Origin of the sequence: Chryseobacterium sp. B21-037 (genome assembly GCF_028570785.1) — a bacterium.
GTDB classification, from domain to species: domain Bacteria; phylum Bacteroidota; class Bacteroidia; order Flavobacteriales; family Weeksellaceae; genus Chryseobacterium; species Chryseobacterium proteolyticum.
Map to the genome: position 1 here is coordinate 3,584,640 of NZ_JALGCB010000001.1, position 24,291 is coordinate 3,608,930.

Sequence of the window (24,291 nt, forward strand, 5' to 3'; positions counted from 1 at the left end):
AAAATAAATTAAAAAAACATGGTGTAAAGATTACAAATGCCAAACTACATTATCCAATGTATTTAGCTAGATAGAAATCTTCTTTACTTCGCATTTCTTTTTCTTCTTCTTCGGTCTTGTCCTTATATCCGCAAAGATGAAGGATGCCATGTCCTAGAACCCTTCTTAATTCTTCTTCATAATTTTTTGATAGGGTAGAAGCATTATCTGAAATGCGCTGCAAAGATACGAAAATCTCTGCGCTTATTGTTTTGCCTTTAACATAATCAAAAGTGATGATGTCTGTATAGTAATCATGTTGTAAATAATCCTGATTAATTTTAAGTAAATATTCATCATCACAAAAGATGTAATTGATTTCACCTAATTTTTTTCCTTCTGAAAGAATGATATCTTCCAGCCATTTTGTATAGTCTGTGTTCACAGATTCCGGTAAGTTTTCGTAAAAGAATTGTATCATTTTTTTAAAACCAGTGTCCTAGTATTACACTGAATATGCCTTTTTGATTATTTTTTAGAGAGTGACTGAAATTAATTTTAATTTGTCCGAACGGAGATTTATATCCTGCTGTTATTCCCAGGGAACTGTAGTTAAGTTTAGCTGCGTTTTCAAAAGTTATATCGTTGGAAAGGTTCGCAAAAGAGAAGTTTCCACTTATGAAATAATTTTTGTTCAATTTAAACTGAAGATCATTAGATACTAAAACAACGTTGTTAGTACTTAGCTGTGCAAAATAAAATCCTGCAAAACTTCTGAAATTAACTACATTCTGTTCAAAAATTCCTCCCAGTTTATATTTATAGAATTCCGGGAGATTTTCACCGATTGTTATTCCTCCATATAAATTCAGACGATAAGTAAATTGTTTTGCCAAAGGAATATTTATTCTGATATCAGCTTTTACCTGAACAATTCTTTTTTCAAGTTCAGATTTCATCAGATCGACCACTTTTCCTTCAGCAGCTATATAAATTCCTTTTGTAGGAAAATCCTTATCGTTTTGAGTATCGCTTTTTATAAATACATAGGGATTAAGGAAACGGCTTACTCTTTCATTTGATCCGTTCATATCAGCACTGAAATAATCGTGGCTGATCCCGCCGCCGATTGCAAACTTATCTTTCCATACGGATTGGATATAGGCTTCATTTCTTAACCATTTCCAGCTGTCAACAACATTATTATTGATGTCTTTAAGATCAATGCTCATTCCCGAAGAGTAGATCCCGAATCCCGGAATGTATCCGTTATCAATGAAATAATTGAGATAATACCTCGGCTGGTCACCCACAATAACGTCAAGCGACAGATTTGAATTTCTGAATAAGAGTCTTTTTGCAGAATAGTTTAGAAGCAATCCTGTTTTGAAAACATCATCATAGTGTAGTCCGAATTTAAAAAAATGTCTGGCATCGTCTTCGGTTACATACAATTTAAGATAATTGGCATTATTTTCCGATACAATGTCATAATTGATGAACTTGTAATTATTAGTTGCTACCAGTCGGTCTATTTTTTTGTTAATGCTACCGTAAGTTTCCATAGATGGAAGGTGTAATCCCATTTTCCCCAGAGCATAGTTTTTACCGTAAATTTTGCTTCCAATTAAGGAAATGCTATCAATCTTATATACGTTGGAATAAATTGGATTTACGCGCTGTCTGAGGCGGTCAAAAGAACGCTTGGGTAATTGATTCAGTATGTCAACATATTTGAGTCCTTCAACATATCCGCTATCCAGGATTTTTTTCTTTTCATCGTAGCTGGTCGCGGACATTCCTTTAAGGTCCGGTTTGATATTAATATCAGTATACTTGTACTGACGTTTTGTATCCTTGTGGATGTTCATATCAATAACCTGGTTAAGAATGGCTATAATATTGTTTAAATCTTCTCTTTTTGATAAGTCCTGGTTAAGGTCCACACCAATAACGATATCGATTCCTTTGTCCTTTAATGGCTTTGATGGATAGTTAACAGTCATAGCACCGTCTATGTAAATACTGTCGCCAACTTTTACCGGATCCATTAAAGAAGGAAATGCGGAACTTGCCATGATAGATTCTACGAGATCACCTTTTTCAAAAATCTGCATATTCCCACTTTCCAGATTCGTAGCAACACACATAAAAGGAATTGGTAATTTGGAGAAATCGTCAATGTTCGAAACATTTTTAAACAGTTCCTTTAACAGGTAAACATTTTTCTGTCCAGTACTGATAGAAGAGGGGAGATTGATCTTACCATGCTTAATGGGAATGGAAAGAAGATATTTGTCAACAGATTTATTAAAGAATGTGCTTTCCTTTCTGGATTTAGGATCCATGATCAGAGAATAGAAATCGGTATCCATAACGATTTTTTCTATTTCTTTTCCGGAATATCCTGAAGCATATAGTCCTCCAACAATAGCTCCCATACTGGTTCCTGCAACATAGTCAACTTTTACTCCCAGGGAGTCGAGTACCTTTAATACTCCAACATGAGAAAATCCTTTAGCTCCTCCGCCGGCAAGTGAAAGTCCTATCCTTGGATTTTTTGGAATCACGAGCCCTTTTCTTACCTGCGATTGCAGCAAAAGTAATTGGAATATGAACAGGAGGACCAGGAGTTTTCTCATAGGATTAGTCTTTTATATAAATCCGTTTCACCCGAGGCGAAATGGAGGTTAATACTTCGTAAGTGATGGTTTTGCAGTAATCTGCGAATTCTTTTAAACTTGGCTTTGCATTAAAAATAGTCACTGTATCACCTTCTTCTACATTAGGAATGTGATCTACATTGATCATCATCATATCCATACAGATACTTCCGACGATAGGAGCTAATGTTTTGTGTATTCCTACATTACCTATCTGATTTCCGATTAGTCTTGGAATTCCATCCGCATACCCTACAGGTATAGTAGCTATTTTTGTACGGTGATCTGTTTTATATCTTCTGCTGTAGCCAATGGATTCTCCGTTTTCTACATTTGATATTTGAGAAATAACTGTTTTAAAACTAACCGTTGATTGCAGCTGTTTTTGTATTTCACTATTTGGTGATTCACCTAACATTCCGATCCCAATTCTTACCATATCATACTGGTATTCAGAATAGTTTGTTATTCCTGATGAATTCAGGATGTGTCTTATCGGCTGATATCCCAACTTTTCGATCAGGTATCCGGAATTTTTTTCAAAAGTATTGAACTGGTTTAAAGTAAATTCTCTTTCATCCGGCATATCAGAAGAAGAAAGGTGCGTCATGATACTCTGAACCCGGACATTCATATTTTTTAAGTTTTCACTTAATTGATCCAGTTCAAAACCTTTAAAACCAAGACGATGCATACCTGTTTCCAGTTTAATGTGAATAGGGAATTTTTGATCGTATCCTGATTTCTGAACCGCATCATTAAATAGTTCCAGCACCCTGAAGCTGTAAATTTCAGGTTCCAGGTTGTATTGTATGATAGCATCATAGCTATGCTGAGCTGCATTCATTACTACAATAGGAGTTGTAATTCCCTTTTTTCGGAGCTCTACTCCTTCATCAGTGTACGCTACACCAAGATAATCGATATGATGGTGCTGCAGAAATTCCGATATTTCATAGCTTCCTAATCCGTATGCATTTGCTTTTACCATTGCCATTACTTTGGTTTCAGGTTTTAGCAGGGATTTGTGATAATTAATATTGTGAAGAATCGCATTTAAATTGATCTCAAGAACAGTATCATGTTTTCTGAGTTCAAGGATATCTTTAAGCCTTTCTATCTCGAATTTTCTCGCACCTTTTAACAGGATAATCTGATTTTCAATATCTGTAAGATGTTTGCTTTCAATTAATTCCTGAGTATTAATGAAAGTAAAAGTTTTAGATTTAAAAAGATGGCTGAATGCAGTAATTTCATTTCCGACAAGGAACAGAGAGTCAAAATTCTGTTCATTGACAAGTTCAGAAACTTCCTCATACAATTCTTGTGAATTCGAATTTACTCCTACGATATCTGTTAAAACCAGAGATTTTTTCGGCTTATTATATTCGTTCAGGAACTGCAGTGCAGTTTTCAGGGAATCAAGATCAAGATTAAAGGAATCGTTAATAATGATGTTATTTTTATTTCCCTCAATAGCTTCAAGCCTCATTTCAATAGTCTTCAAGGCATTGATCTTTTCGACAATTTTATTATTGTCGATATTCAACTCCTTTAAAACGGCAATAAGAGCCATGGCATTGGTTAAAGTGGCTTCATCCCTTTGGTGTACAGGAAAACTTATTTCTTCATTAAAGTACTGTACAATTATATTTTCTTCTCTTGAAATATTACTTTTAATAAATACCTGATTATTATCTCTGAAGCCATAGGAAATCAATTTTTTAGAAGCGTATAATGTTTTTATTTTCTGATCAACAAGGGAATTGTCACCATTGTAAATGATAACCCCGGAATCTTTAAAAAGTTTGATCTTTTCATTAATTAAGGCCTCTTCGGAATCGAAATTTGCAGCGTGAGCGGTTCCAATATGAGTAAGAAGTCCAATTTCGGGGCTGAAAATATCCTCCAGTTTTTCCATTTCATGAGGTTTGGAAATTCCAACCTCAAAGATCCCAAGCTCATAGGAATTGTTGATCTGAAGTAAAGAAAGGGGAAGACCGATCTGTGAATTGAAGCTTTTAGGACTTTTTACAGTGGAGAACTCATTCCAAAGACACTGATATAACCATTCTTTTAAAATAGTTTTCCCGTTACTTCCGGTAATTCCGATGGATTTCAGATGAGAATGTTCAAAATGATATTTGGCCAGCTTTTGAAGAAAGTCAACAGAATTGCTGACGATGATCCACGTTATATTTTCAAACTGAGGATACTGATGTTCGGAAATAATAATTTTTATACCTCTGTCAATCGCCGATTCAATGAATTTTTCACCAGAATTTTTTTGGGTATTAATAGCTATAAATGCAGTGTTTTTAATGGAATAGATGATTCTGCTGTCAAAAGCAATATTTTTGATGATGGCATTACCATCTCCGATTACTTTTGAATTGGTGATATGTGCAATTTGGTCTGCTGTATAGTTCATTGGTGCTCTTTCTTCTCTTTGTGAGGAAACTGCAAAAGTGTAAAATTACAAAATCAAAGAATCTGAAAATTGTAAAAAGGTTCCGGTAGGTTTATAAAACTACAAGAAAAACCAATTTTACAATTCAACAGTTTAATGACTTTACAACTTTGTCTTTTCAGCGTTTCCGCCAATATATATTTTAATTATTTCTTCTTTTTTAACAGGACTTCATCAATAAAGACTCTTCTGCTTACCGCTTCGTAACTTTCCGTTTCTCCAAGCTCTACCAGATTATCTCCCTGAGATGTTCTCATCGAGTAATTGGCAAGATTCCCTGTTCTTTTGCAAATAGCGTGAACTTTGGTTACATATTCCGCAGTTGCCATAAGATTAGGCATCGGCCCAAATGGACGTCCTAAAAAGTCCATATCCAATCCTGCAATAACAACTCTTATACCGCTATTTGCCAATTCATTGGCAATTTCAACAATGCTTTCATCAAAAAATTGTGCTTCATCAATTCCCACCACATCACAATTAGAACCCAATAAGAGAATTTCGTTTGGGTTTTCTACTGCTGTACTCCGAATTTTATTCTTATTATGTGAGACCACATCTTCTTCAGAATATCTAGTATCTGTTTTCGGTTTAAAAATTTCCACATTTTGCCCTGCCATTTCTGCTCTTCTCAGCCTTCTGATCAACTCTTCGGTTTTTCCGGAAAACATTGAGCCACAAATAACTTCCATCCAACCGCTTTGTTTGGAGTGATTAATTGTATTTTCTAAAAACATTTGTTAAATTAGCCGTAATATTTTAACATCAAAAGTACGCAATTTTTAACAAGAATCTTATATGCAGAATATCCAAGATTTAAAGGAAAAAATTTTTTTCGAATCCAAGAATATCATCGATATACTGGAAAAAATAAATAACGTGGATGAATTACTTTCCAAGCAGGATCTTGTGGATGAACTTGCTAATAGGATTTCTTTTTTAAGAATGGTAGAGAAAAATATTGAATATTTTATCCCCCATACTTCATCACAGAGTTCGGAAAGTCCAAACCATACTTCTTCTGTGCAGAAAGAATTTGAAAATCAGGATTCAAATCACGAAGTGACGGAAGAGGAAGCGATTTTCAATAACGAGCTGAATGAAATTGATGAAAATGAAGGGATGGAATATGATGATGATGAACAGGCGGATGAAAACGGGACTGAACAGGAGGAAATATTCAATAATCAATTGACAGAAATAGTTGAAAATGAATACCATGAAAATATGGTGCATTTTGCTGAAGAAAAAGCTGCTGATCTTAAAGCGGAAGAATCGTTTGATGATCCGATAGAGGAAGAAGTAATTTTTACCAACCAGCTGAATGAGATTAATGAATTTGAAAATGAGCCTTCTGATTATCAGGAATCAAGTAATAACTCCTTTGACGAAGAAGAAAATATTCAGAATAGCATAGAAAACGATGAAGCGACAGACAGGGCAAAAGCTTTTATAAATGATACCAGCAATTTTTCTGAGGTGAATGAAAAAATCCCTAGTATTTTTGACACAGAGGTTTTGGAAGATGATGAAATGCTAATAGAAGAGGTTGATTCACAGTTTATTGCTTCTAATATTTCAATAGAGCAGGGAGAAATGGCAATGGAAACGTCTAATGTTGAAAATATTGTTACAGAAATTAAAAGCGAGGCTCAGACCGAAGAAAAGCGGGAAGAACAAACAGCTTCAGAGGAAAATAACAAGAGAAAAATCGTTGATATAGATCATGGGCAGCATGAATCTGAAAAGGAAAGACATCCTTCTGACGAAAGTTTTGAAAATCTGGATGCCTATAATCAGGAGAAGAAAATCAAGCTTGCTAATATCAAGGGACTTAAATCCATTCAATCACTGTTTGATGATGACCCGTTAGAGAGGGAAATTTCGAAGGAAAAGACTGAAACAAACATCAAAGAAGAGAGTGGAAGTTTGCTTAAAACGAATATTCCAACGAATTTTATGGAGGCTGAGAAGTCAAAGCCTGAATTCAAATTGGATCTCAATGACAGAATTGCATTTTCAAAAATGCTTTTTGACGGAAGCCAGTCCGAGCTTAATGAGGTAATTTCCGAATTGAACAGCTTCAGAACACTGGAAGAAGCAAAAGAGTATTTAAGTGATTTGTATTACTCCAAAAACTGGAGAAAAGTAGATGAATATGCCCAAAGGTTATGGGTACTGGTGGAAAATAAATTTTTATAATTCTAATTTTGAGCGGAACCCTATATTTTGTTCCTACGCCTGTAGGAAATTTGGAAGATATGACCTTCAGAGCAGTAAATGTACTGAAAGAAGTGGATTACATTTTATGTGAAGATACAAGAACATCTGGTGTTCTTTTAAAACATTTTGAGATTTCTAAACCTTTAAAATCTTATCACCTGCATAATGAACATCAGGCAACAGAAAAGGTAATTGCAGACCTTAAAAGTGGCCAGAATGTAGCCATAATTACTGATGCCGGTACACCCGGAATTTCTGATCCCGGATATTTATTGGGAAAAGCAGGAGCTGATCATCATATTGAAATGATCTGTCTACCTGGTGCTACAGCATTTGTTCCTGCTCTTGTGGTATCCGGACTCCCGAATAATGAATTTTTATTTGCCGGTTTTCTTCCCCAGAAAAAGGGCAGACAAACGAAGCTGAAGCAACTTGCTGAAGAGAAAAAGACAATCGTTTTATATGAGAGTCCTCACAAAATAAACACAACATTGGAACAGATCAAAGAGTTCTTCGGTGAGCATACAAAAGTAAGCTTGAGCCGGGAGATCTCCAAGAAATTTGAAGAGACTAAAAGAGGAACTATCAATGAATTAATTGAATTTTCCAAAAGTAAAACTTTAAAAGGAGAAATTGTTCTTATCGTGAATAATTCTATTTAATTGAAAAAGCTATTTTTTATACTACTTTCATCGGCTTGTATCGCGCAGCAAACCGATCAATATAAACAGATCTTATTATCAAAACAATTGGGTAAAGAAGTACGCCTTTACTCAAAAGGCTATGGAATAATTTCTGAGGCAGGAAAATCAGGCATTATAGATTCCCTTGGAACTGTTACAGCCGCTTTCCCATATAAAAATGAGATCTCCAGGTTAGCCAGGGAAAGGTTTATATTAAAGGTTAAAGAAGGTTCTTCCAATGGAAAAATGGCTTTAATTGATACCAAAGGAAACCAGCTGATCCCCCTGGATAATTTTAAATTCAGAACTTGGGAGAACAAAGAAAGGCTTATTTATTCTAAAGGCGGAAATGACTGTCTTTATGATTACAACGGAAAACAGATCATCCCTTTTTCTGATAAAATTGAGTTTGCCAACGAAAAGAGACTTTTTGTAAAAACAGGAAAGGTATGGAAGATTTATGATTTCGATGGTCGCCTGGTTTCTGACAGGGAATTTGATGAAAATCTGCATTTTTACAAAGGAAGAGTTTATGTCATTACAGGATTCAGAAAAGGAGAGGTGATTGATGAGAATGGTAAGACAATCAGCTCTATTTCGGATCATTATATTGATGGAATTGTTTCTTACCCTTTTATGGTGACCAAAAATATCCCCAAAGATAAATATGGAATTATAGATGCCCAGGAAAATGTTCTTGCGGAAGAAATTTATGACCAGGCTTTTGTAGGAACTGAATACATTTACCTTAAAAAGGATGATAAAGTAAGCATCTTTTCTAAAAAAGAGAAAAAAGTATACGCAACGGATTTTGAATATGTGAATCATTTATTCGGAGGTTTATTCAGGACTGTTCCTGAACATAAAAATCCTAAAGTTGCGGTAATTATGACTAATGGTGAAATCGTACTGCCACAAGAGAATGATGATGTGGATGCCTTGAAAATTGCGGGAGATCATTTTATGTATCTCCGGAAAAACAATACCGAAACACTTTTGGATAAAAATTTAAAAAATGTTTTGGAGGAGGGGTATGATATAGAAAAAATATTTGCCAATTATCTGATTGTTAAGAAAGATAATAAATTTTATAGATTTTCACCCAAAGACAAGCAGTATAAAGAATTAACAGAAGTTGTTTCGATAAAACCTTTTGAAATTTTACCCGGATTGATCTACAAAAATAAAGAAGATAAATACGGAATGCTTGATGAAACCGGAAAAGAGGTAATTCCTGCCATCTACGACGATATGGTCACTTTTCTTTCTGCCAAAGAGATGGTTGTAAAAAAGAATGGTAAATTCGGTGTTACCAATCATAAGAATGAACCTCTTAAAGAGGTTGTATATGATAGCTATTCTTCTGATAGAAAAGGATTAAAACTTATCAAAGGAAAGAATTCCGAATATTTGTATTTTACTCATTCAGAGGATAAAACTGCTTGGGATTAATTGCATACTAAACAAAAAGAACGGGAAATATTGAAGTAATTTGCAATTAATAATGCGTTGAATAACAAATTATAATATCTTTGCGGCTGTTTATTTACAAAAATAAATATCTTAAATTAGCCGTCAATCAACAGGTTAGAAAACAGAAAGAAAATAATTGTCATAGATATGAAACTATTAGAAGGAAAGGTAGCGCTAATTACGGGAGCTACAAGAGGGATCGGAAAAGGAATTGCCGAAGTTTTTGCTCAACACGGAGCAAAAGTAGCATTTACTTATGCCGGTTCTGTAGACAAAGCAAAAGAATTGGAAGCAACTTTAAGTTCTGTAACTCAGATCAAAGGGTATCAATCAGACGCATCGGATTATGATGCTGCTCAAAAATTAGTGGACGATGTAATGGCTGATTTTGGTAACATCGATATTTTGGTCAACAATGCTGGGATCACCAGAGATAATTTATTGCTGAGAATGTCTAAAGACGACTGGGATACCATTATCAAAGTAAACCTTGATTCTGTATTCAACCTTACAAAGGCGGTTATTAAGCCTATGATGAAAGCAAAAGCAGGATCTATTATCAATATGACTTCGGTAGTAGGAGTGAAAGGAAACGGAGGACAATCCAATTATGCTGCTTCAAAAGCAGGAGTGATTGGCTTTACAAAGTCTATTGCTTTGGAATTAGGTTCAAGAAACATCCGTTGCAATGCTATTGCTCCCGGATTTATCGAAACTGAAATGACGGCTTCGTTAGATGAGAAAACCCTGAAAGCATGGAGAGACGGAATTCCAATGAAAAGAGGAGGACAGCCTCAGGATGTTGCTAATGCATGTGTATTTTTAGGAAGTGAAATGTCAACTTATATCACAGGACAAACCTTACATGTTGACGGAGGAATGCTGACATAGAAAAAACTTAATTAGAAATATAAAGCCGGATCAACGATCCGGCTTTTTTGTTTTAATCTTTAAATATCTGATTTTCCTGTTCCTGAACCCTAATGAAAGTGGTTCTTTTGGAAAGTTCTTTAAGTTTGGAAGCACCCACATAAGTACATGTGGAGCGAACACCCCCTAAAATATCTTTTACCGTATCTGAAACGGGTCCCTTATAAGCTACTTTTACCGTCTTACCTTCTGAAGCCCGGTATTCAGCAACACCACCGGAATGCTTATCCATTGCTGTTTTTGAGCTCATCCCATAAAAAAGCCGGTATTTCTTTCCATTTTCTTCAATCATCTCACCACCACTTTCATCGTGACCGGCAAACATACCTCCCAACATAACGAAATCCGCACCGCCACCAAATGCTTTGGCAACATCTCCCGGTACTTTACATCCTCCATCGGCAATAATATGGCCGCCTAATCCATGAGCTGCATCAGAACACTCAATAATGGCTGAAAGCTGAGGATATCCTACTCCTGTTTTTACACGGGTTGTACATACCGAACCAGGTCCGATACCCACTTTAATGATATCTGCGCCTACTAAAAGAAGCTCTTCAACCATTTCACCCGTAACTACATTACCGGCCATAATGATTTTATCCGGGAAATTGGCCCTTGCCTGCTTTACAAAGCTTACGAAATGTTCAGAGTAACCATTGGCTACATCGATGCATAGAAACTCGATTTTTGGGTGCCTTTCGAGGATTTGTTTTAGCTTCTCCTCGTCATTCTTACCTGTTCCGGTACTCAGGGCTATATATTGATGAATACTTTCCGGCTGGTTATGCAGGAATTCATCCCACTCCTGTATGGAATAATGTTTATGCACAGCCGTAATAATTTTATCTTTTGCCAATTCAACAGCCATTTCAAAAGTACCTACAGTGTCCATATTTGCTGCAATGATAGGTGTTCCTTTCCACTTCTTTTTTGTATGGCGAAATGTGAATTCCCTTTCCAAATCAACCTCGGACCTTGATTTTAAAGTAGATCTTTTCGGGCGGAACATTACATCCTTGAACCCTAACTTTATGTCATATTCTATACGCATTGTGATTATTTAGAATATTAAAATTAGCAAATAATATTAAATATAGTATTTTTGAAAGCATGGATTTTCCTGTTACTTTTCAAATCTTTGGTAAAACAATGCTGGCGCATCCTCTTTTTGAAGCGTTGGGAATGTTCATGGGAATGCGTTATTACTTTTACCTAAAAAGAAAATCCCCGGAAAAGTTATCCTTCAATGTTTCAGCGGCGATTCTCATCGGTGCTACTGCGGGGGCTTTGATCGGGTCAAAATTGATCGGGAATCTTGAAAATCCTTACAAGCTTTTTAATGACTTCAGCTTTAAAAATATATGGTCGAATAATACGATTGTCGGAGGACTTGCCTTTGGATTGATAGGAGTGGAGCTCGCTAAGAAAATTGTGGGGCATAAGGAAAGTACGGGAGATTTGATTGTGTATCCTCTATTACTTGCCATCATCATTGGTAGGATAGGATGTTTTCTTACCGGAATCTATGAAGAAACATATGGTCTTCCTACAGGTTCTGTTTTTGGAATGCATCTGGGGGATGGGTATTTGCGACATCCCGTAGCGCTTTACGAGATCGCTTTCTTAATCAGCCTCTGGGTTGTTTTAAAGATTAAGCAAAGTACGGCGGAATATCCTTCCGGATATATTTTCCAGCTTTTTATGCTGAATTATTTCACATTCAGATTTTTTCTGGATTTTATTAAGCCGAGAGTTGAACTGTTTGGAAACCTGGGAACAATTCAGATTGTGTGCATACTTGTAATTATTTATTATATTTTTAAAATCAAGCAGACAAAAAGTGTAAATTCACATCAAAATATTTGAAAATGATACCATTAACTTTTTTGGAAGGGGGCAATTATGCCGGTGTCTTTATAATGGTCATTGCGATCATTATTTTTGGAGCCTTATTTGTTTCTTTTATTGCCACTTTATTTGTAAAAATAATTTATGAATTAAAAGATGGAAGGAAATTTTCGAAAAAACAATTCATACAGACCATGGTTATCTGTTTGTTGATCTGTGGACTGATCAGCGGATATATTTGTGGTGGAGGACTTTAAAATTACATTATGCCGGTAAGAAATTATACCTATTACGATTATACGATCAGCCTTTGCCCCGAATGCCTTAAAAGAGTGGGAGCTAAGGTTATTATAGAGGATGAAGCCGTTTTCATGACTAAACGGTGTCCTGATCACGGGTTTTTCAAAACAAAAATTGCCTCGGATGTTCAGTACTATAAAAACATCCGAAACTATAATAAAGCTTCGGAGATGCCTTTGCATTTTGGTACGGATGTAGAATATGGTTGTCCTTATGACTGCGGACTCTGTGTGGATCATGAACAGCACAGCTGTCTTTCTATCGTAGAAGTTACAGACCGTTGTAACCTTACTTGCCCCACATGCTATGCAATGTCATCACCCCATTACGGAAGCCATAGAAGCCTGGAAGAAATCGAAGCGATGTTTGATATCATTGTAAAAAATGAAGGAGAACCGGATGTTGTACAGATCAGTGGAGGAGAGCCAACCATTCATCCTGAGTTTTTTAAGATCATGGATATTGCAAAGACAAAGCCGATCAAGCATTTAATGTTAAATACCAATGGAGTAAGGATAGCGAATGATCCTGGTTTTGCTGAAAAATTAGCAACATATGCTCCCGAGTTTGAGGTTTATCTTCAGTTTGATTCATTTAAACCGGAGGTTTTAATGGATTTCAGAGGTAAAGATCTTACTGATGTCAGAATGAAGGCTCTTGAAAAGCTTAATGAATTAAATCTTTCCACGACATTAGTTATCGTACTCCAAAAGGACAAAAATATTGATGAAATAGGAAAGATCATTGATTTTGCCTTAAAACAGAAATGTGTGAGGGGAATTACATTTCAGCCCGTTGAGATAGCAGGGAGGAACAGAGAAGACTCTGCTTATGAAAAAATTACGTTAACAGAAGTAAGACAAGAGATCCTGAATCAGTTTCCGTTGCTTAATTCAGATGATATTATTCCGGTTCCCTGTAATCCGGATGCCTTGGCAATGGGATATATCTTAAAGCTGGGGGGTGAAATTATTCCTTTAACCCGATATATCAATCCGGCTGATTTACTGAATAATGAATCCAGAAACACGATTGTCTATGAACAGGATGCCGGACTTCATATGCAGCTTTTGGATATTTTCAGTACAGGAATTTCCGTAGATAAAGTAAAACCTAAAGTGAACCAGTTACTTTGTTGTCTTCCTGAAGTTTCAGCTCCTGATCTTGATTATGATAATCTCTTTAGGATCATTATTATGAACTTTATGGATGCCCATGATTTTGATGTTCGTGCGGTTAAAAAATCCTGCGTGCACATCGTTAACAAAGACCTGAAATTAATCCCTTTTGAAACCATGAATCTTTTCTACCGTGATGGAAAAAAAGAATACCTTGAAGAACTGAGAAAAGAAGATAAAGTACTTTTTTGAGAATCTGACATGTTATATACACTTTGATTAAACAAATCAGCAAGAAATAAAAAGGGGTGAAAAACTATCGTTTAACACCCCATAAATTGATCTTTCCCCTGTGACCGAATCCTAGCTTATCGTAAAGTTTTTTGGCTCCCATATTGCTTTCCGCTACATGGAGAAACGGGGTTTTGTTATCATCAAATATTTTTCCTGAAACAAAAGCAACAAGTTGTTTTGCATAGCCTTTTCCCAGGTAATCCGTATCGGTAATCACGGCACTTACTTCAGTCATATCGTCCATCTGCATTCTTTCACCCGTTACGGCAACCAGTTTTTCATCTTTAAAAATTCCAAAATAGCGGCCAAGTTCCGGTGTTTTCTTTTTAAAATAGTAAGGATAAAATTTCAGGATAAAATCGTTAAGTTCCTTCTGATTTTCCTCTGTAATAAGGACAATATCTTCTGTAAAGTCGATTTCGATTTTATTTTCCAAAACATACTGATCACAGACAAGCTGAGATAATGCAGTTGCAAAGTTACCTTTGGGTTTAGCGCCAAAAACAAGAAAATCATCACAGATTTTTGCATATTCTGCAATATCTTCTTCTTTTCCTATGTCGGATGCGCCCCCAAAAGCAGCAACCTCAGGATTGTAAAATTTAGAATTTCCAAAGTTTAAGCAAAACTTTTTATGGTATTCATTAAGTGAATGATAAACAGGATTGTCTAGCTTGCCGTACATTAGTCAAAATTCATTACCTCTTCCAGGGTTTTCATATATTCGTAGGCTGTTAAATCAAACTTTACAGGAACAATGGAAATATATCCGTTAGCCAAAGCTGTTTCGTCAGCATCCTCAGACTCGTCCATATTGTTGAAATACCCTGTCAGCCAATAGTATTTTTTTCCGTGCGGATTGACCCTTTCGTCAAAGCTTTCTTCCCATTTCGCATGTGCCTGTTTACATACTTTAATCCCTTTTATTTCTTGAGCCGGAAGTTTTGGAATGTTTACATTCAGAACGATCCCTCGTGGCATTGGGTTTTCCAAGGTTCTTCTTACAATATTCTGAATGAACTCTTTAGCCTGCGTAAAGTCTGCTTCCCAGCTAAAGTCGAGCAGCGAAAATCCGATAGCAGGAATTCCTTCTACACCTGCTTCTACGGCAGCAGACATGGTCCCTGAATAAATAACATTAATCGATGAATTAGCTCCATGATTAATGCCGGAAACCACGATATCAGGTCTTCTTTTCAATATTTTGTCAAGGGCCATTTTTACACAGTCAACAGGAGTACCACTACAGGAAAAATCCTGCTGCGGGCCATCAAGTTTTACTTCTTCATAACTTAAGGTAGAATTGATCGTAATTGCATGTCCTTTGCCACTTTGTGGAGAATTGGGAGCTACTACGATTACTTCGCCTATTTCATTCATAAAATTGACTAGATTTCTGATACCAGGTGCTGTAATTCCATCATCATTAGTAACCAGAATAAGAGGTCTTTCCATAAAAAAATTTTATTTTAACAAAAATACTTAAAACTATCCGATATTTGTAAATAAGGTATTAAATTTGATAGTTTGTAACAGTAATTTAAATGTTACTACTAATTTATATATTTTAGAAAAAAATTAATAAAATACATTAAAGATTTATGTGGAAAAATTTTAAACTTAATAAATTTTTACTCCTAATTCCATTGACAAGTCTAATGTTTTGTTTCAACTCGCCTAAGAATGACGATGAAAAGATGCAGACGATAATGGTGAGCGTGAAAAATACACTTTCTTATTTGCACTACAGCCCAAAACCTATTAATGATGCCTACTCAAAAGATGTTTATAAGCATTATTTTGAATTGGTAGATCCTGCAAAAAGATATTTTCTTCAGTCGGATATGGATGAATTCAGTAAACACGAAACAAAGCTGGATGATTATCTGAACCTTGGAGACCTTACTTTCTATAAATTAACTATCGACAGATTATACCAAAGAGTGGATGAAATTGACCAGATTACCCAGGACATTTTCAGCAAGCCGATTAATCTGGAAGAAGATGAAACCCTTACACTGGAACCAAAACTTAAAAAGGTACCCGCGAATAAGCAGGAGCAGTATAACGAATGGAGAAAATTCATCAAATACAATATCCTTCAGGAAATTGAGTCGATGAACAGTAAGGAGCAGGCTCAGAAAGAGAAAAAAGATTCTGTACAAAAATATAATCTGAAAGATACCATCAAGCTTCAGATCCTTACTCCTGACCAGAAAAGGATAAAAGCAACAGATGAAGTTAAAGATCTTGTAAAAGAAACTTTTACAAGGTTCAAGAAAAGAAAGAAAATGGATTGGTTTACAGTATACATGAATGCTTATACTGAAGTTTTTGATCCGCACACCAACTATTATTCTCCAAAAGACAAAGAAGACTTCGATACTCAGTTTGCAGGAAAAGTGATTGGTATTGGAGCGATTATTCAGGAGAAAAAAGGGAATCTTTATCTGGGAGCCTTAACGATAGGAGCTCCGGCCTGGAAATCCAAGCAGCTTTCAGAAGGAGATAAGATCCTGAAAGTAAAATCCAAGCCAAAAGAAGATGCCGTAAATGTAGTGGGAATGCTTTCTGACGAAGCGGTAAGACTGATCAGAGGGGAAAAAGGAACTCCAGTAACTCTTACGGTACAGAAGAAAGACGGAACCATTAAAGAAGTTACGATGATCCGTGAGGAAGTAGCGATTGAAGATACATTCGCAAGAAGTATTGTGGTTAATGCTCCAAATGGAAAAAAATATGGTTTTATCAATCTGCCGAGTTTCAATGCTGATTTTGAAGATGCTAAGGGAAGAAACGCTTCAGATGATATTAAAAATGAAATCATTAAACTAAAGGCTCAGAACATTGAAGGAATTGTTTTAGACCTGAGAAATAATGGAGGAGGTTCATTAACGGAAGTTGGTGATATCATGGGATTATTTATGAATGCAGGACCTTATGTTCAGGTAAAAGATGGGAACGGTAAAATTCAGACGTTAAAAAACAAGAATGAAACTCCGATCTGGACAGGACCTTTGGTGATTATGCAGAATGAGCTTTCTGCCTCGGCTTCAGAAATTTTGGCCGGAGTAATGCAGGATTACGGAAGAGCAATGATTATTGGTTCCCCTCAATCTTTTGGTAAAGGGACAGTTCAGACATTCGTAGACCTAAACAGATTCTTAAATACTGAAGATGATTTCGGATCACTGAAATTAACGATTCAGAAATTTTACAGAATTACGGGAGAATCTACTCAAAGAAAAGGAATTGTATCCGATATCCAGATGAAGGACTTCTTTACTTATGCTGAAATTGGAGAAAGATATGATGATTTTGCGCTGGCTTGGGATAAAATTCCTGGAACGCAATTCCAAAAGTTAAATTATTTTGATATCAAAGCATTAGAGAAGGCTAGTAACGATAGAATGGCTAAAAACTCAAACTATCAGTTGTTATTGGAATCTGCTCAATGGAGAGAGAAGCTGGATAAAGAGGAAACCATTACCCTTAATATTACGAAGTTTAATGAAGTCATGAAGCAGAGAAAAGCTCAGATTGAAAAATTCAAAGCACTCACTAAATTTGTAAACGGGTTACAATTCACCATGTATCCAAACGAGATCGAAAGAGAGAAAAAAGATGAAGCATTTAAGAAGAAATCTGAAATGTGGATCAAAAATCTTAAAAAAGATACCTACCTTCAGGAAGCAATGAACATTATTGCAGATATGAATGTAAAATCATAAAAATAACCCGGCTATCAGAGCCGGGTTATTTTTTATAAACCTTTCAATGAATTTCCATAAATAAATTGGTATAAATACAAACGGAAACCTAATGGTTTCCGTTTGTATTTAATAAGCCGTACGGCTTATTTGTGTTGTAATAATCAGCTTTACATTTTACTTGATCTCCACACATCCTACACGTCCACCAGCATTTCCGGTTGGTTGGGTATGGAAATCATCCTTGTCTGCATGGATGATCAGACCTTTTCCAATAATATTCTTGGATTCATCGGTACATCCTAAACACCATTTGTTGGTTTTAAACGTAAGTGTTGCTGTTCCGCTCTGATCCGCTACAAGGTTACCAATGTCTCCCATATGGAAGTGTTCCGCTCCCCACTTTCCATGATCATCTTTCGCAGGATTCCAGTGTCCGCCTGTAGAAGTTCCGTCAGCAGCTGAACAATCTCCTTTTTCATGGATGTGTACAGCGTGGATTCCCGGTGTTAAATTCGTTACATCAAGTTTCATGATAACTTCATCACCTTTCTGCGTAAACTTGGCTGTACCTCCTGTCTGTGTTCCGCTTTTTGCGTTAATCATATAGGTATTTGTTGTTCCACAAGAAACAGCAAATAAAGCCAGTCCTGTTAATAATACAAATTTTTGTAGCTTCATTTTGAAATGATTTTAAGTGATTTTTTATAATTACCTAAATTTAGACATAATTTTTTAAAACACTTTATGATTCCGGTCTGTTTTCGGAAATCCCGCAATAAAAGACAAGTCTCATGGGTATAATCTCGGTATTTTTGTAGAAAACAACCATTGGAAGCGTATAAAAAAAGGATCGTAAAGATCATCAGGTATATAGAAGACCACCTTGATTCTGAACTCAGTCTTGAAAAAGTAGCAGAACTGGGAGCGTATTCTCCTTTTCATTTTCACAGGGTTTTTAAGCTTATTACAGGGGAGACGCTTCAAAGCTATGTCATCAGAAAAAAAACAGAAAAAAGCGCATTGTATCTTGCGGTAAGAAGGGAATTGGGTATTAAGGATATTTATATGGATCTTGGCTTTTCTAACCATTCGGCTTTCAATAAAACATTCAGGAAATATTACGGAAAATCACCATCCGAATTTCGAAGGTCAGTCCCGGAAAATTTTCACAAGATTTTACCTATAGAGAGCAAGAACGGACAAATTGATACAATTTTTCACCAGTACATTTGCAATGTAGAAAACCTGCTAAACTGGAGAAAAATGAATATAGAAATTAAAGTAACCACCCTTAAAGAAATGCACCTGGCTTCAGTCATGAGCATTGGGATCAAAAACGTTGAACCTTCTTATGACATTCTTATAGAATGGGCCAGGCGAAAACATCTGTTTCCTAGAGATGATGTAAAAATGATATCGGTATATCATGATAGTTTTAAAGTGACACCTCCGGATAAAGTAAGGATCCACGCAGGAATGCTATTGGATGATAAGCTAAAAGAACAGGATGGAGAAATTTTCCCGGAAACCATTGAAGCGGGAAGGTTCATTGTAGGCAGCGGAGAGTTTACATTAGATGATTTTGAACAATGCTGGGTATCCCTTTTTATGTGGATGAATGAAAACCATTATACTTTTAGGAAATCTTACCCATTTGAAGTGTATCATTCGAATTTCAGGGAACATCCGGAAGGAAAAATGCATGTTGATTTTTGCATTCCGATACACTAATTTCCCACTCAGTATACAATCTATACCTTTCAGTCATATTTTTTTCACTGAAAGGTATTTTCTGTCCTATTTTTGATCCGAAAATTAACAACAATGAAAACCCGACAGCAAAGATTATTATTTCTCATCACCTTTTTATCATTTTGTCTGAGCTATGCCCAGGTAAAAATTACAGGAAGGGTAACGTTTAGAAATAAAGGGATTGGTGAAATAAATGTGACCCTAAAAGGGACTTATGATGGGGCAACTACAGATTCTAACGGAAAATTTTCTTTTGAAACATCAGAAAAAGGAAATCATACGCTTTCTTTTACCCATCCGAAATATAATGATATTGAAAAACAGATTATTATTGATAATCAGGATATCTCTGTGGATGCAGAACTGAAAGAGCAGATCAATGAAATCGATGCAGTAGTAATCTCAGCAGGAGCAATAGAAGCAAGTGATAGGAAAAGAGCAACAGCATTATTAACACCAATCGATATCTACACAACGGCAGGAGCGGATGGCCAGATCTCCTCTGCATTAACCTACCTTCCGGGAGTGCAAAAAGTAGGGGAATCCGAGGGTTTATTTATCAGGGGAGGTACCGGAACGGAATCCAGGATCTTTATGGATGGAAGCCTTATCAATAACTATTTCTCCAGTTCGGTACCAGGTATTGCAGGAAGAGATCGTTTCAATACATCTCTTTTTAAAGGGAATGTGTTTTCAAGTGGGGGATATTCAGCTTTGTACGGACAGGCTCTTTCCGGAGCTTTAATGTTGGAAAGTGTAGATCTTCCAGATCAGAGCTCTTATGATTTCGGGATTTCACCCATCTTCCTGAATGCAGGGTTCCAAAAACTGAGTGGAGATAAGAATCATTCTTATGGTGCTACTCTGGGATATTCTCTTTTGAGCCTGATGCAAAAAGTTCTGAATTTCAATACAGATTTTATAGATGCTCCCCAAGGATTTAACGGAGATGCAAATTTCAGGATAAAAACAAAATCAGGCGGATTTTTAAAGTATTACGGAATGTATGACACGAATAAAATGGGGGTAAGAACAGAAAGTCTTGAACCGGGATCTGATTATGCATTGGTAAGAATAAATGGAAAAAATACCTATCATAACCTGTCTTTTAAGCAAAAGTTTGGAAAATATCTTCTGAATACCGGTGCTTCTTATTCTTATAACAGGTCCGACCTCAATTTTTCTGGAGAGACCAATACTATAGAAACTGATAAAACGCAGCTATTGACAGATGGTAATTATATTAATTTTAAAGCAGTTCTGGAAAGAAAAATTAATAAGATAAGCGCTGTTCGGGGTGGATTTGAATTGAATAATACTGACGAAAAGCTGAAATTTGAAGAAGTCAATAAACATTATCAGGATCTTATTTCTTCTGTATTTGCAGAAACAGATCTGGGATTCAGTAATGAGTTTTCAGCTAAAATAGGAATAAGGGCAGAAAATTCTTCTTTTCTAAATAAAAGTAATATTGCTCCGCGTTTTGCCTTAGCTTATCGCCTGGCAAAGAACTGGACCACCTCATTTGCTTATGGCCTTTTTTACCAGAATCCTGAAAGTAAATACATTAACGGACCTGCACATCTTGATTTTCAAAAATCACAACATTATATTCTACAGGTTCAAAGAGCATCAGAAGGCAGAAGTTTAAGATTTGAAGCTTTTTATAAAAAATATGACCAGCTTATAAAAGTGAGAAACATTGCCAATATTGAGAATCAGAATCAACCGGTCCAGACTGCGATTAATAATGACGGATTCGGATATGCAAAAGGGTTAGAGCTCTTCTGGAGGGATAAAAAAACATTTGAAAATATTGACTACTGGATCAGCTATTCTTTTTTGGACTCGAAAAGGGATTTTATGAATTATCCGGTAAGCTTAAAGCCCAACTTTGCATCAGAACATACCCTTTCAGTAGTGGGTAAAAGATTCATTCCGGAGTGGAAATTAGGGGTCAATCTTTCTTACACCTATGCCAAAGGACGCCCTTATTATGATATTGCCACAAAAGATATCAATGGAAATGTGGTTAATTTTACAAGAAATGAAGGAAGGTTGAAAGATTATAATGCTTTAAATTTAAGTTTTAATTATCTTCCGAATCTGGGTAAAAAAGATGCTAAAGCATTTACTGTTTTTGTATTAAGTATTTCCAATGTGCTCGGAACCAGGAATATGTATGGATACAATTTTTCACAGGACGGATCCAGAAGTTCAGCTATTGTCCCACCAATTAATACCTTTGTTTTTGTAGGGGCATTTATAAGCTTTGGAGTAGACAAAACACAGGATGCCATCAATAATAACTTATAATAAATAACGAAAGGGATCATCCTACTGATGAAATACATACCTTTCGGTACATAAAACGAACCCTAAAAAATTAAGAAACAATGAAAAAGTATTTATTAAGTTTTGCTTTAGTTTGCATGAGCCTAACTGCTTTTGCTCAGTCTGATTACGAGAAAATAATGTCTGAAAAGATCGCAAAGATCGAAACCTGCAAAACGCCAGAAGATTTCCAGGCGTTAGCGAATGATTTCCAAAGGATAGAAAGTAAGGAAAGCGGGAAATGGCTACCAAGCTATTATGCTGCTTTTTCTTATATTCAGAAGGGTAGGGTAATGATGAGAGAAGGAAAAACCCAGGATCTGGATGAGGTGGCCAACCAGGCAGAAAAGCATCTTGCGAACGCACAGAATCTTGCAGGTGCCGATAATGCAGAGATTCATTTATTAAGAAAAATGGCTTATTCTTTAAGAATGATGGTCAATCCCCAGCAAAGGTATATGACAGACGGAATGAAGGCTGCTGAAGAACTTCAAATCGCTGAAAAGCTAGATCCGGGAAATCCCAGAATAGCTCTGATAAAAGCGGAAGATACTTATTTCACTCCGGAACAATACGGAGGAAGTAAAACAAAAGGCCTCGAAATGTTCAAGAAATCATTGGAGCAGTACAATGCTTATAAGCCAAAATCTTCCATGGATCCTAACTGGGGAAGAGGAGAGGCAGAATATTTTATAAGCCAGCCCGTAAAATAACAGCCTATAAAAGAAAATAAAGTCTTCCCGATTCAGGAAGACTTTATTTTTGCCTTTCAGTAAAGGAAATTGACGGTTCAGTGAAAAATAATTTTTGGTACATTTATTATCCGCTAATTTTGAACCAAGAAATAAACTCATGAAACGCAAAAACCTTATTGTTCTGCTTTGGGTAACCATAGGAACAGCATTATTCTTCTTCCTGTTTTTTACAAAGGAGAAGACCATTGACAATCTAATGCTTTCCTTTCTTATTTCTGGTCTTTATTCTTTTGTGCTGGGGATGGGAAACGGCATGCTTAATGATTATTTAAATAAAAAGGTTCCATGGTCTGAAGCTACCACCAAAAGAGCCGTTATAAGCGTTATTTCGATCCTTATAGTCAATATTATTCTCGTCTATATTTGCAATTACATCAATTTTGTTCTTTTCCAGAAAGATGCAACGTCAGAAGAGTTCTTTTCTGGGAAATATAATTTCATCAACTGGTTCATGGTGAATATTGCTCTACTTATCTCAGCTTTTCTTCATGCCAGGGGTTTCATGGAAGAGCTCAAAAAAACTTCTAAAAAAGAAGTGGTAGAACAGAAATTGATTGCAAAATCTGCCAATGCACAGTTTGAAACCCTTAAAAATCAGCTCGATCCTCATTTTCTTTTTAATTCATTAAATGTACTAAGTGCCCTGATTGATGAAAATCCAAATCAGGCACAGAAGTTTACAGCTTCTATGTCAAAGATTTACCGCTATGTACTGGAGCAAAAAGATAAAGAACTTGTTACTGTAGAAGATGAAATAGAATTTGCAAAAACATACTGCGAATTGCTGAAAACAAGGTTTGAGGACAGTGTAGATTTTATTTTTGATGTCCGGAAAGAAGATTACAGGAGGTATGTCGTTCCGCTTTCTCTTCAATTGCTTCTTGAAAACTGTATCAAGCATAATTTTGCAACCTCTTCAAAACCATTGATCATAAAAGTTTTTTCGGAGAATGATACACTTTGTATTGAAAATAATCTGCAGGTTCGGGAACAGATTAAAGAAAGTGCCGGAATTGGACTTGCCAATATTGTACAAAGGTACTCACTGCTGACCAAAAGAAATGTTTTTATTGAGAAATCGGATGATTATTTTAAAGTGAAACTTCCGGTTCTATCAGATAAACCGAACGTTGTCAGTATTAAACCTGAAGATGAAGATAAGGCCTATAAAAAAGCTCAGAAAAGAGTAAAAGAGATCAAAGGATTCTATGCCAATCTTATTTCATACTGCCTTGTTATTTCCTTTTTAATCTTTATCAATCTTTATACTCAGAGCCGTTATCATTGGTTTTGGTGGCCACTCCTGGGTTGGGGATTTGGTGTTGCCTCTCATGCCTTCCAGGTATTCGGCATTGGAGAATCCTGGCAGGAAAAGAAAATTCAGGAAATTATGGATAAACAAAAAAACAAAAACAATGGAAACGTTTGATGAAAATGATATTCGGTATCAGCAGGCTAAAAAACAGGTAGAGAGACTAAGAGGATTTTATGCTCATTTATTCTCTTACATTGGTGTAAATATTATAATTGCTTATTTCAATTATTCCAACCTGGACCCGGGAGAAAGCTATTTCCAGTTTAAAAACTTCTTTACAGCGATATTCTGGGGAGTAGGACTTATCGCTCATGCACTTTCTGTTTTTCTGCCAAGAATGGACTTTGCTAAAAAATGGGAAGAGAAGAAGATCAGGGAGCTGATGAACAAGGATAAAAAATTGTAAAATCGCTAAAAGCGAATCGTCATTTTGCTACT

General features: G+C 35.9%; 21 protein-coding genes. 13 read left to right on the top strand and 8 right to left on the bottom strand.

Annotated elements, in window-relative coordinates; translation table 11 throughout:
• Positions 1-49 precede the first annotated feature (49 nt).
• The 4 genes from ybeY to MTQ00_RS15960 form a co-directional block, all read right to left on the bottom strand.
• Positions 50-460 (bottom strand): rRNA maturation RNase YbeY, encoded by a 411-nt coding sequence (gene ybeY / locus MTQ00_RS15945; protein ID WP_273650255.1) that lies wholly within the window; start codon positions 458-460, stop codon positions 50-52.
• A gap of 4 nt (positions 461-464) precedes the next feature.
• Positions 465-2,621, bottom strand: coding sequence for a patatin-like phospholipase family protein (locus tag MTQ00_RS15950; RefSeq protein ID WP_273650256.1), 2,157 nt, complete (start codon positions 2,619-2,621; stop codon positions 465-467).
• Between the two features lie 4 nt (positions 2,622-2,625).
• Positions 2,626-5,073: a bifunctional UDP-N-acetylmuramoyl-tripeptide:D-alanyl-D-alanine ligase/alanine racemase gene (locus MTQ00_RS15955; protein WP_273650257.1), complete on the bottom strand. Its 2,448-nt coding sequence runs from the start codon at positions 5,071-5,073 to the stop codon at positions 2,626-2,628.
• A 185-nt stretch (positions 5,074-5,258) separates the two neighbouring features.
• The gene (locus tag MTQ00_RS15960) at positions 5,259-5,849 is read right to left on the bottom strand and encodes a thymidine kinase (protein ID WP_172281718.1); all 591 of its coding nucleotides are present in this window, start codon (positions 5,847-5,849) and stop codon (positions 5,259-5,261) included.
• Between the two features lie 61 nt (positions 5,850-5,910).
• On the opposite strand from MTQ00_RS15960, the gene MTQ00_RS15965 reads away from it, so the two are divergent.
• The 4 genes from MTQ00_RS15965 to fabG all read left to right on the top strand — a co-directional run bounded on the left by MTQ00_RS15965 (position 5,911) and on the right by fabG (position 10,382).
• Complete coding sequence (locus MTQ00_RS15965) at positions 5,911-7,314, top strand: hypothetical protein (RefSeq protein ID WP_273650258.1); 1,404 nt, start codon at positions 5,911-5,913, stop codon at positions 7,312-7,314.
• 8 nt (positions 7,315-7,322) lie between these two features.
• Complete coding sequence (gene rsmI, locus MTQ00_RS15970) at positions 7,323-7,997, top strand: 16S rRNA (cytidine(1402)-2'-O)-methyltransferase (RefSeq protein ID WP_273650259.1); 675 nt, start codon at positions 7,323-7,325, stop codon at positions 7,995-7,997.
• A complete protein-coding gene (locus tag MTQ00_RS15975; protein WP_273650260.1) occupies positions 7,998-9,470 on the top strand; it encodes a WG repeat-containing protein in 1,473 nt (490 codons plus the stop codon).
• 168 nt (positions 9,471-9,638) lie between these two features.
• Positions 9,639-10,382 (top strand): 3-oxoacyl-[acyl-carrier-protein] reductase, encoded by a 744-nt coding sequence (fabG, locus tag MTQ00_RS15980; protein ID WP_273650261.1) that lies wholly within the window; start codon positions 9,639-9,641, stop codon positions 10,380-10,382.
• A 52-nt stretch (positions 10,383-10,434) separates the two neighbouring features.
• Here fabG and MTQ00_RS15985 read toward each other — a convergent pair whose 3' ends face one another.
• On the bottom strand, positions 10,435-11,475 hold the full coding sequence (locus MTQ00_RS15985; protein ID WP_273650262.1) for a GMP reductase: 1,041 nt from the start codon (positions 11,473-11,475) through the stop codon (positions 10,435-10,437).
• 59 nt (positions 11,476-11,534) lie between these two features.
• Between MTQ00_RS15985 and MTQ00_RS15990 the strand changes: the two genes are divergently transcribed.
• Genes MTQ00_RS15990 through MTQ00_RS16000 form a run of 3 tightly spaced genes read left to right on the top strand, consistent with a single transcriptional unit; the run spans position 11,535 to position 13,942 of the window.
• Positions 11,535-12,290 carry a prolipoprotein diacylglyceryl transferase gene (locus tag MTQ00_RS15990; protein WP_273650263.1) on the top strand — a complete coding sequence of 252 codons (756 nt, stop codon included), beginning with the start codon at positions 11,535-11,537 and terminating at the stop codon, positions 12,288-12,290.
• 2 nt (positions 12,291-12,292) lie between these two features.
• Entirely contained in the window at positions 12,293-12,529 is a 237-nt protein-coding gene (locus tag MTQ00_RS15995) for a hypothetical protein (RefSeq protein ID WP_273650264.1), read from the top strand.
• A gap of 9 nt (positions 12,530-12,538) precedes the next feature.
• Positions 12,539-13,942: a radical SAM protein gene (locus MTQ00_RS16000; protein ID WP_273650265.1), complete on the top strand. Its 1,404-nt coding sequence runs from the start codon at positions 12,539-12,541 to the stop codon at positions 13,940-13,942.
• A gap of 64 nt (positions 13,943-14,006) precedes the next feature.
• On the opposite strand, the gene MTQ00_RS16005 is transcribed toward MTQ00_RS16000, so the two are convergent.
• Positions 14,007-14,669, bottom strand: a complete 663-nt coding sequence (locus tag MTQ00_RS16005; protein ID WP_273650266.1) for a GNAT family N-acetyltransferase — start codon at positions 14,667-14,669, stop codon at positions 14,007-14,009.
• Complete coding sequence (surE, locus tag MTQ00_RS16010; RefSeq protein WP_273650267.1) at positions 14,669-15,439, bottom strand: 5'/3'-nucleotidase SurE; 771 nt, start codon at positions 15,437-15,439, stop codon at positions 14,669-14,671. Before surE ends, MTQ00_RS16005 begins: the two co-directional genes overlap by 1 nt.
• 146 nt (positions 15,440-15,585) lie before the next feature.
• Between surE and MTQ00_RS16015 the strand changes: the two genes are divergently transcribed.
• Complete coding sequence (locus MTQ00_RS16015) at positions 15,586-17,715, top strand: carboxy terminal-processing peptidase (protein WP_273650268.1); 2,130 nt, start codon at positions 15,586-15,588, stop codon at positions 17,713-17,715.
• Positions 17,716-17,871: 156 nt separating this feature from the next.
• On the opposite strand, the gene MTQ00_RS16020 is transcribed toward MTQ00_RS16015, so the two are convergent.
• Positions 17,872-18,375, bottom strand: a complete 504-nt coding sequence (locus tag MTQ00_RS16020) for a superoxide dismutase family protein (RefSeq protein ID WP_273650269.1) — start codon at positions 18,373-18,375, stop codon at positions 17,872-17,874.
• A 150-nt stretch (positions 18,376-18,525) separates the two neighbouring features.
• Here MTQ00_RS16020 and MTQ00_RS16025 point away from each other — a divergent pair, with 150 nt between their 5' ends.
• The 5 genes from MTQ00_RS16025 to MTQ00_RS16045 all read left to right on the top strand — a co-directional run bounded on the left by MTQ00_RS16025 (position 18,526) and on the right by MTQ00_RS16045 (position 24,259).
• On the top strand, positions 18,526-19,428 hold the full coding sequence (locus MTQ00_RS16025) for an AraC family transcriptional regulator (RefSeq protein WP_273650270.1): 903 nt from the start codon (positions 18,526-18,528) through the stop codon (positions 19,426-19,428).
• Positions 19,429-19,521: 93 nt separating this feature from the next.
• Entirely contained in the window at positions 19,522-21,765 is a 2,244-nt protein-coding gene (locus tag MTQ00_RS16030) for a TonB-dependent receptor (RefSeq protein WP_273650271.1), read from the top strand.
• A gap of 80 nt (positions 21,766-21,845) precedes the next feature.
• Complete coding sequence (locus tag MTQ00_RS16035; RefSeq protein ID WP_172281749.1) at positions 21,846-22,496, top strand: hypothetical protein; 651 nt, start codon at positions 21,846-21,848, stop codon at positions 22,494-22,496.
• Positions 22,497-22,635: 139 nt separating this feature from the next.
• Entirely contained in the window at positions 22,636-23,967 is a 1,332-nt protein-coding gene (locus MTQ00_RS16040) for a 2TM domain-containing protein (RefSeq protein WP_273650272.1), read from the top strand.
• A complete protein-coding gene (locus MTQ00_RS16045; RefSeq protein WP_172281753.1) occupies positions 23,954-24,259 on the top strand; it encodes a 2TM domain-containing protein in 306 nt (101 codons plus the stop codon). Before MTQ00_RS16040 ends, MTQ00_RS16045 begins: the two co-directional genes overlap by 14 nt.
• Positions 24,260-24,291 lie beyond the last annotated feature (32 nt).

Bases quoted from the DNA above. Each gene is read 5' to 3' on its own strand.
- MTQ00_RS16040 (WP_273650272.1), top strand. From the start codon at position 22,636: ATGAAACGCAAAAACCTTATTGTTCTGCTTTGGGTAACCATAGGAACA.
- MTQ00_RS16030 (WP_273650271.1), top strand. From the start codon at position 19,522: ATGAAAACCCGACAGCAAAGATTATTATTTCTCATCACCTTTTTATCA.
- MTQ00_RS15960 (WP_172281718.1), bottom strand. From the start codon at position 5,849: ATGTTTTTAGAAAATACAATTAATCACTCCAAACAAAGCGGTTGGATG.
- MTQ00_RS15990 (WP_273650263.1), top strand. From the start codon at position 11,535: ATGGATTTTCCTGTTACTTTTCAAATCTTTGGTAAAACAATGCTGGCG.
- MTQ00_RS16015 (WP_273650268.1), top strand. From the start codon at position 15,586: ATGTGGAAAAATTTTAAACTTAATAAATTTTTACTCCTAATTCCATTG.
- MTQ00_RS16000 (WP_273650265.1), top strand. From the start codon at position 12,539: ATGCCGGTAAGAAATTATACCTATTACGATTATACGATCAGCCTTTGC.
- MTQ00_RS16035 (WP_172281749.1), top strand. From the start codon at position 21,846: ATGAAAAAGTATTTATTAAGTTTTGCTTTAGTTTGCATGAGCCTAACT.
- MTQ00_RS15965 (WP_273650258.1), top strand. From the start codon at position 5,911: ATGCAGAATATCCAAGATTTAAAGGAAAAAATTTTTTTCGAATCCAAG.
- MTQ00_RS15950 (WP_273650256.1), bottom strand. From the start codon at position 2,621: ATGAGAAAACTCCTGGTCCTCCTGTTCATATTCCAATTACTTTTGCTG.
- MTQ00_RS15985 (WP_273650262.1), bottom strand. From the start codon at position 11,475: ATGCGTATAGAATATGACATAAAGTTAGGGTTCAAGGATGTAATGTTC.
- fabG (WP_273650261.1), top strand. From the start codon at position 9,639: ATGAAACTATTAGAAGGAAAGGTAGCGCTAATTACGGGAGCTACAAGA.
- surE (WP_273650267.1), bottom strand. From the start codon at position 15,439: ATGGAAAGACCTCTTATTCTGGTTACTAATGATGATGGAATTACAGCA.
- ybeY (WP_273650255.1), bottom strand. From the start codon at position 460: ATGATACAATTCTTTTACGAAAACTTACCGGAATCTGTGAACACAGAC.
- MTQ00_RS16045 (WP_172281753.1), top strand. From the start codon at position 23,954: ATGGAAACGTTTGATGAAAATGATATTCGGTATCAGCAGGCTAAAAAA.
- MTQ00_RS15955 (WP_273650257.1), bottom strand. From the start codon at position 5,073: ATGAACTATACAGCAGACCAAATTGCACATATCACCAATTCAAAAGTA.
- MTQ00_RS15995 (WP_273650264.1), top strand. From the start codon at position 12,293: ATGATACCATTAACTTTTTTGGAAGGGGGCAATTATGCCGGTGTCTTT.
- MTQ00_RS16020 (WP_273650269.1), bottom strand. From the start codon at position 18,375: ATGAAGCTACAAAAATTTGTATTATTAACAGGACTGGCTTTATTTGCT.
- MTQ00_RS16005 (WP_273650266.1), bottom strand. From the start codon at position 14,669: ATGTACGGCAAGCTAGACAATCCTGTTTATCATTCACTTAATGAATAC.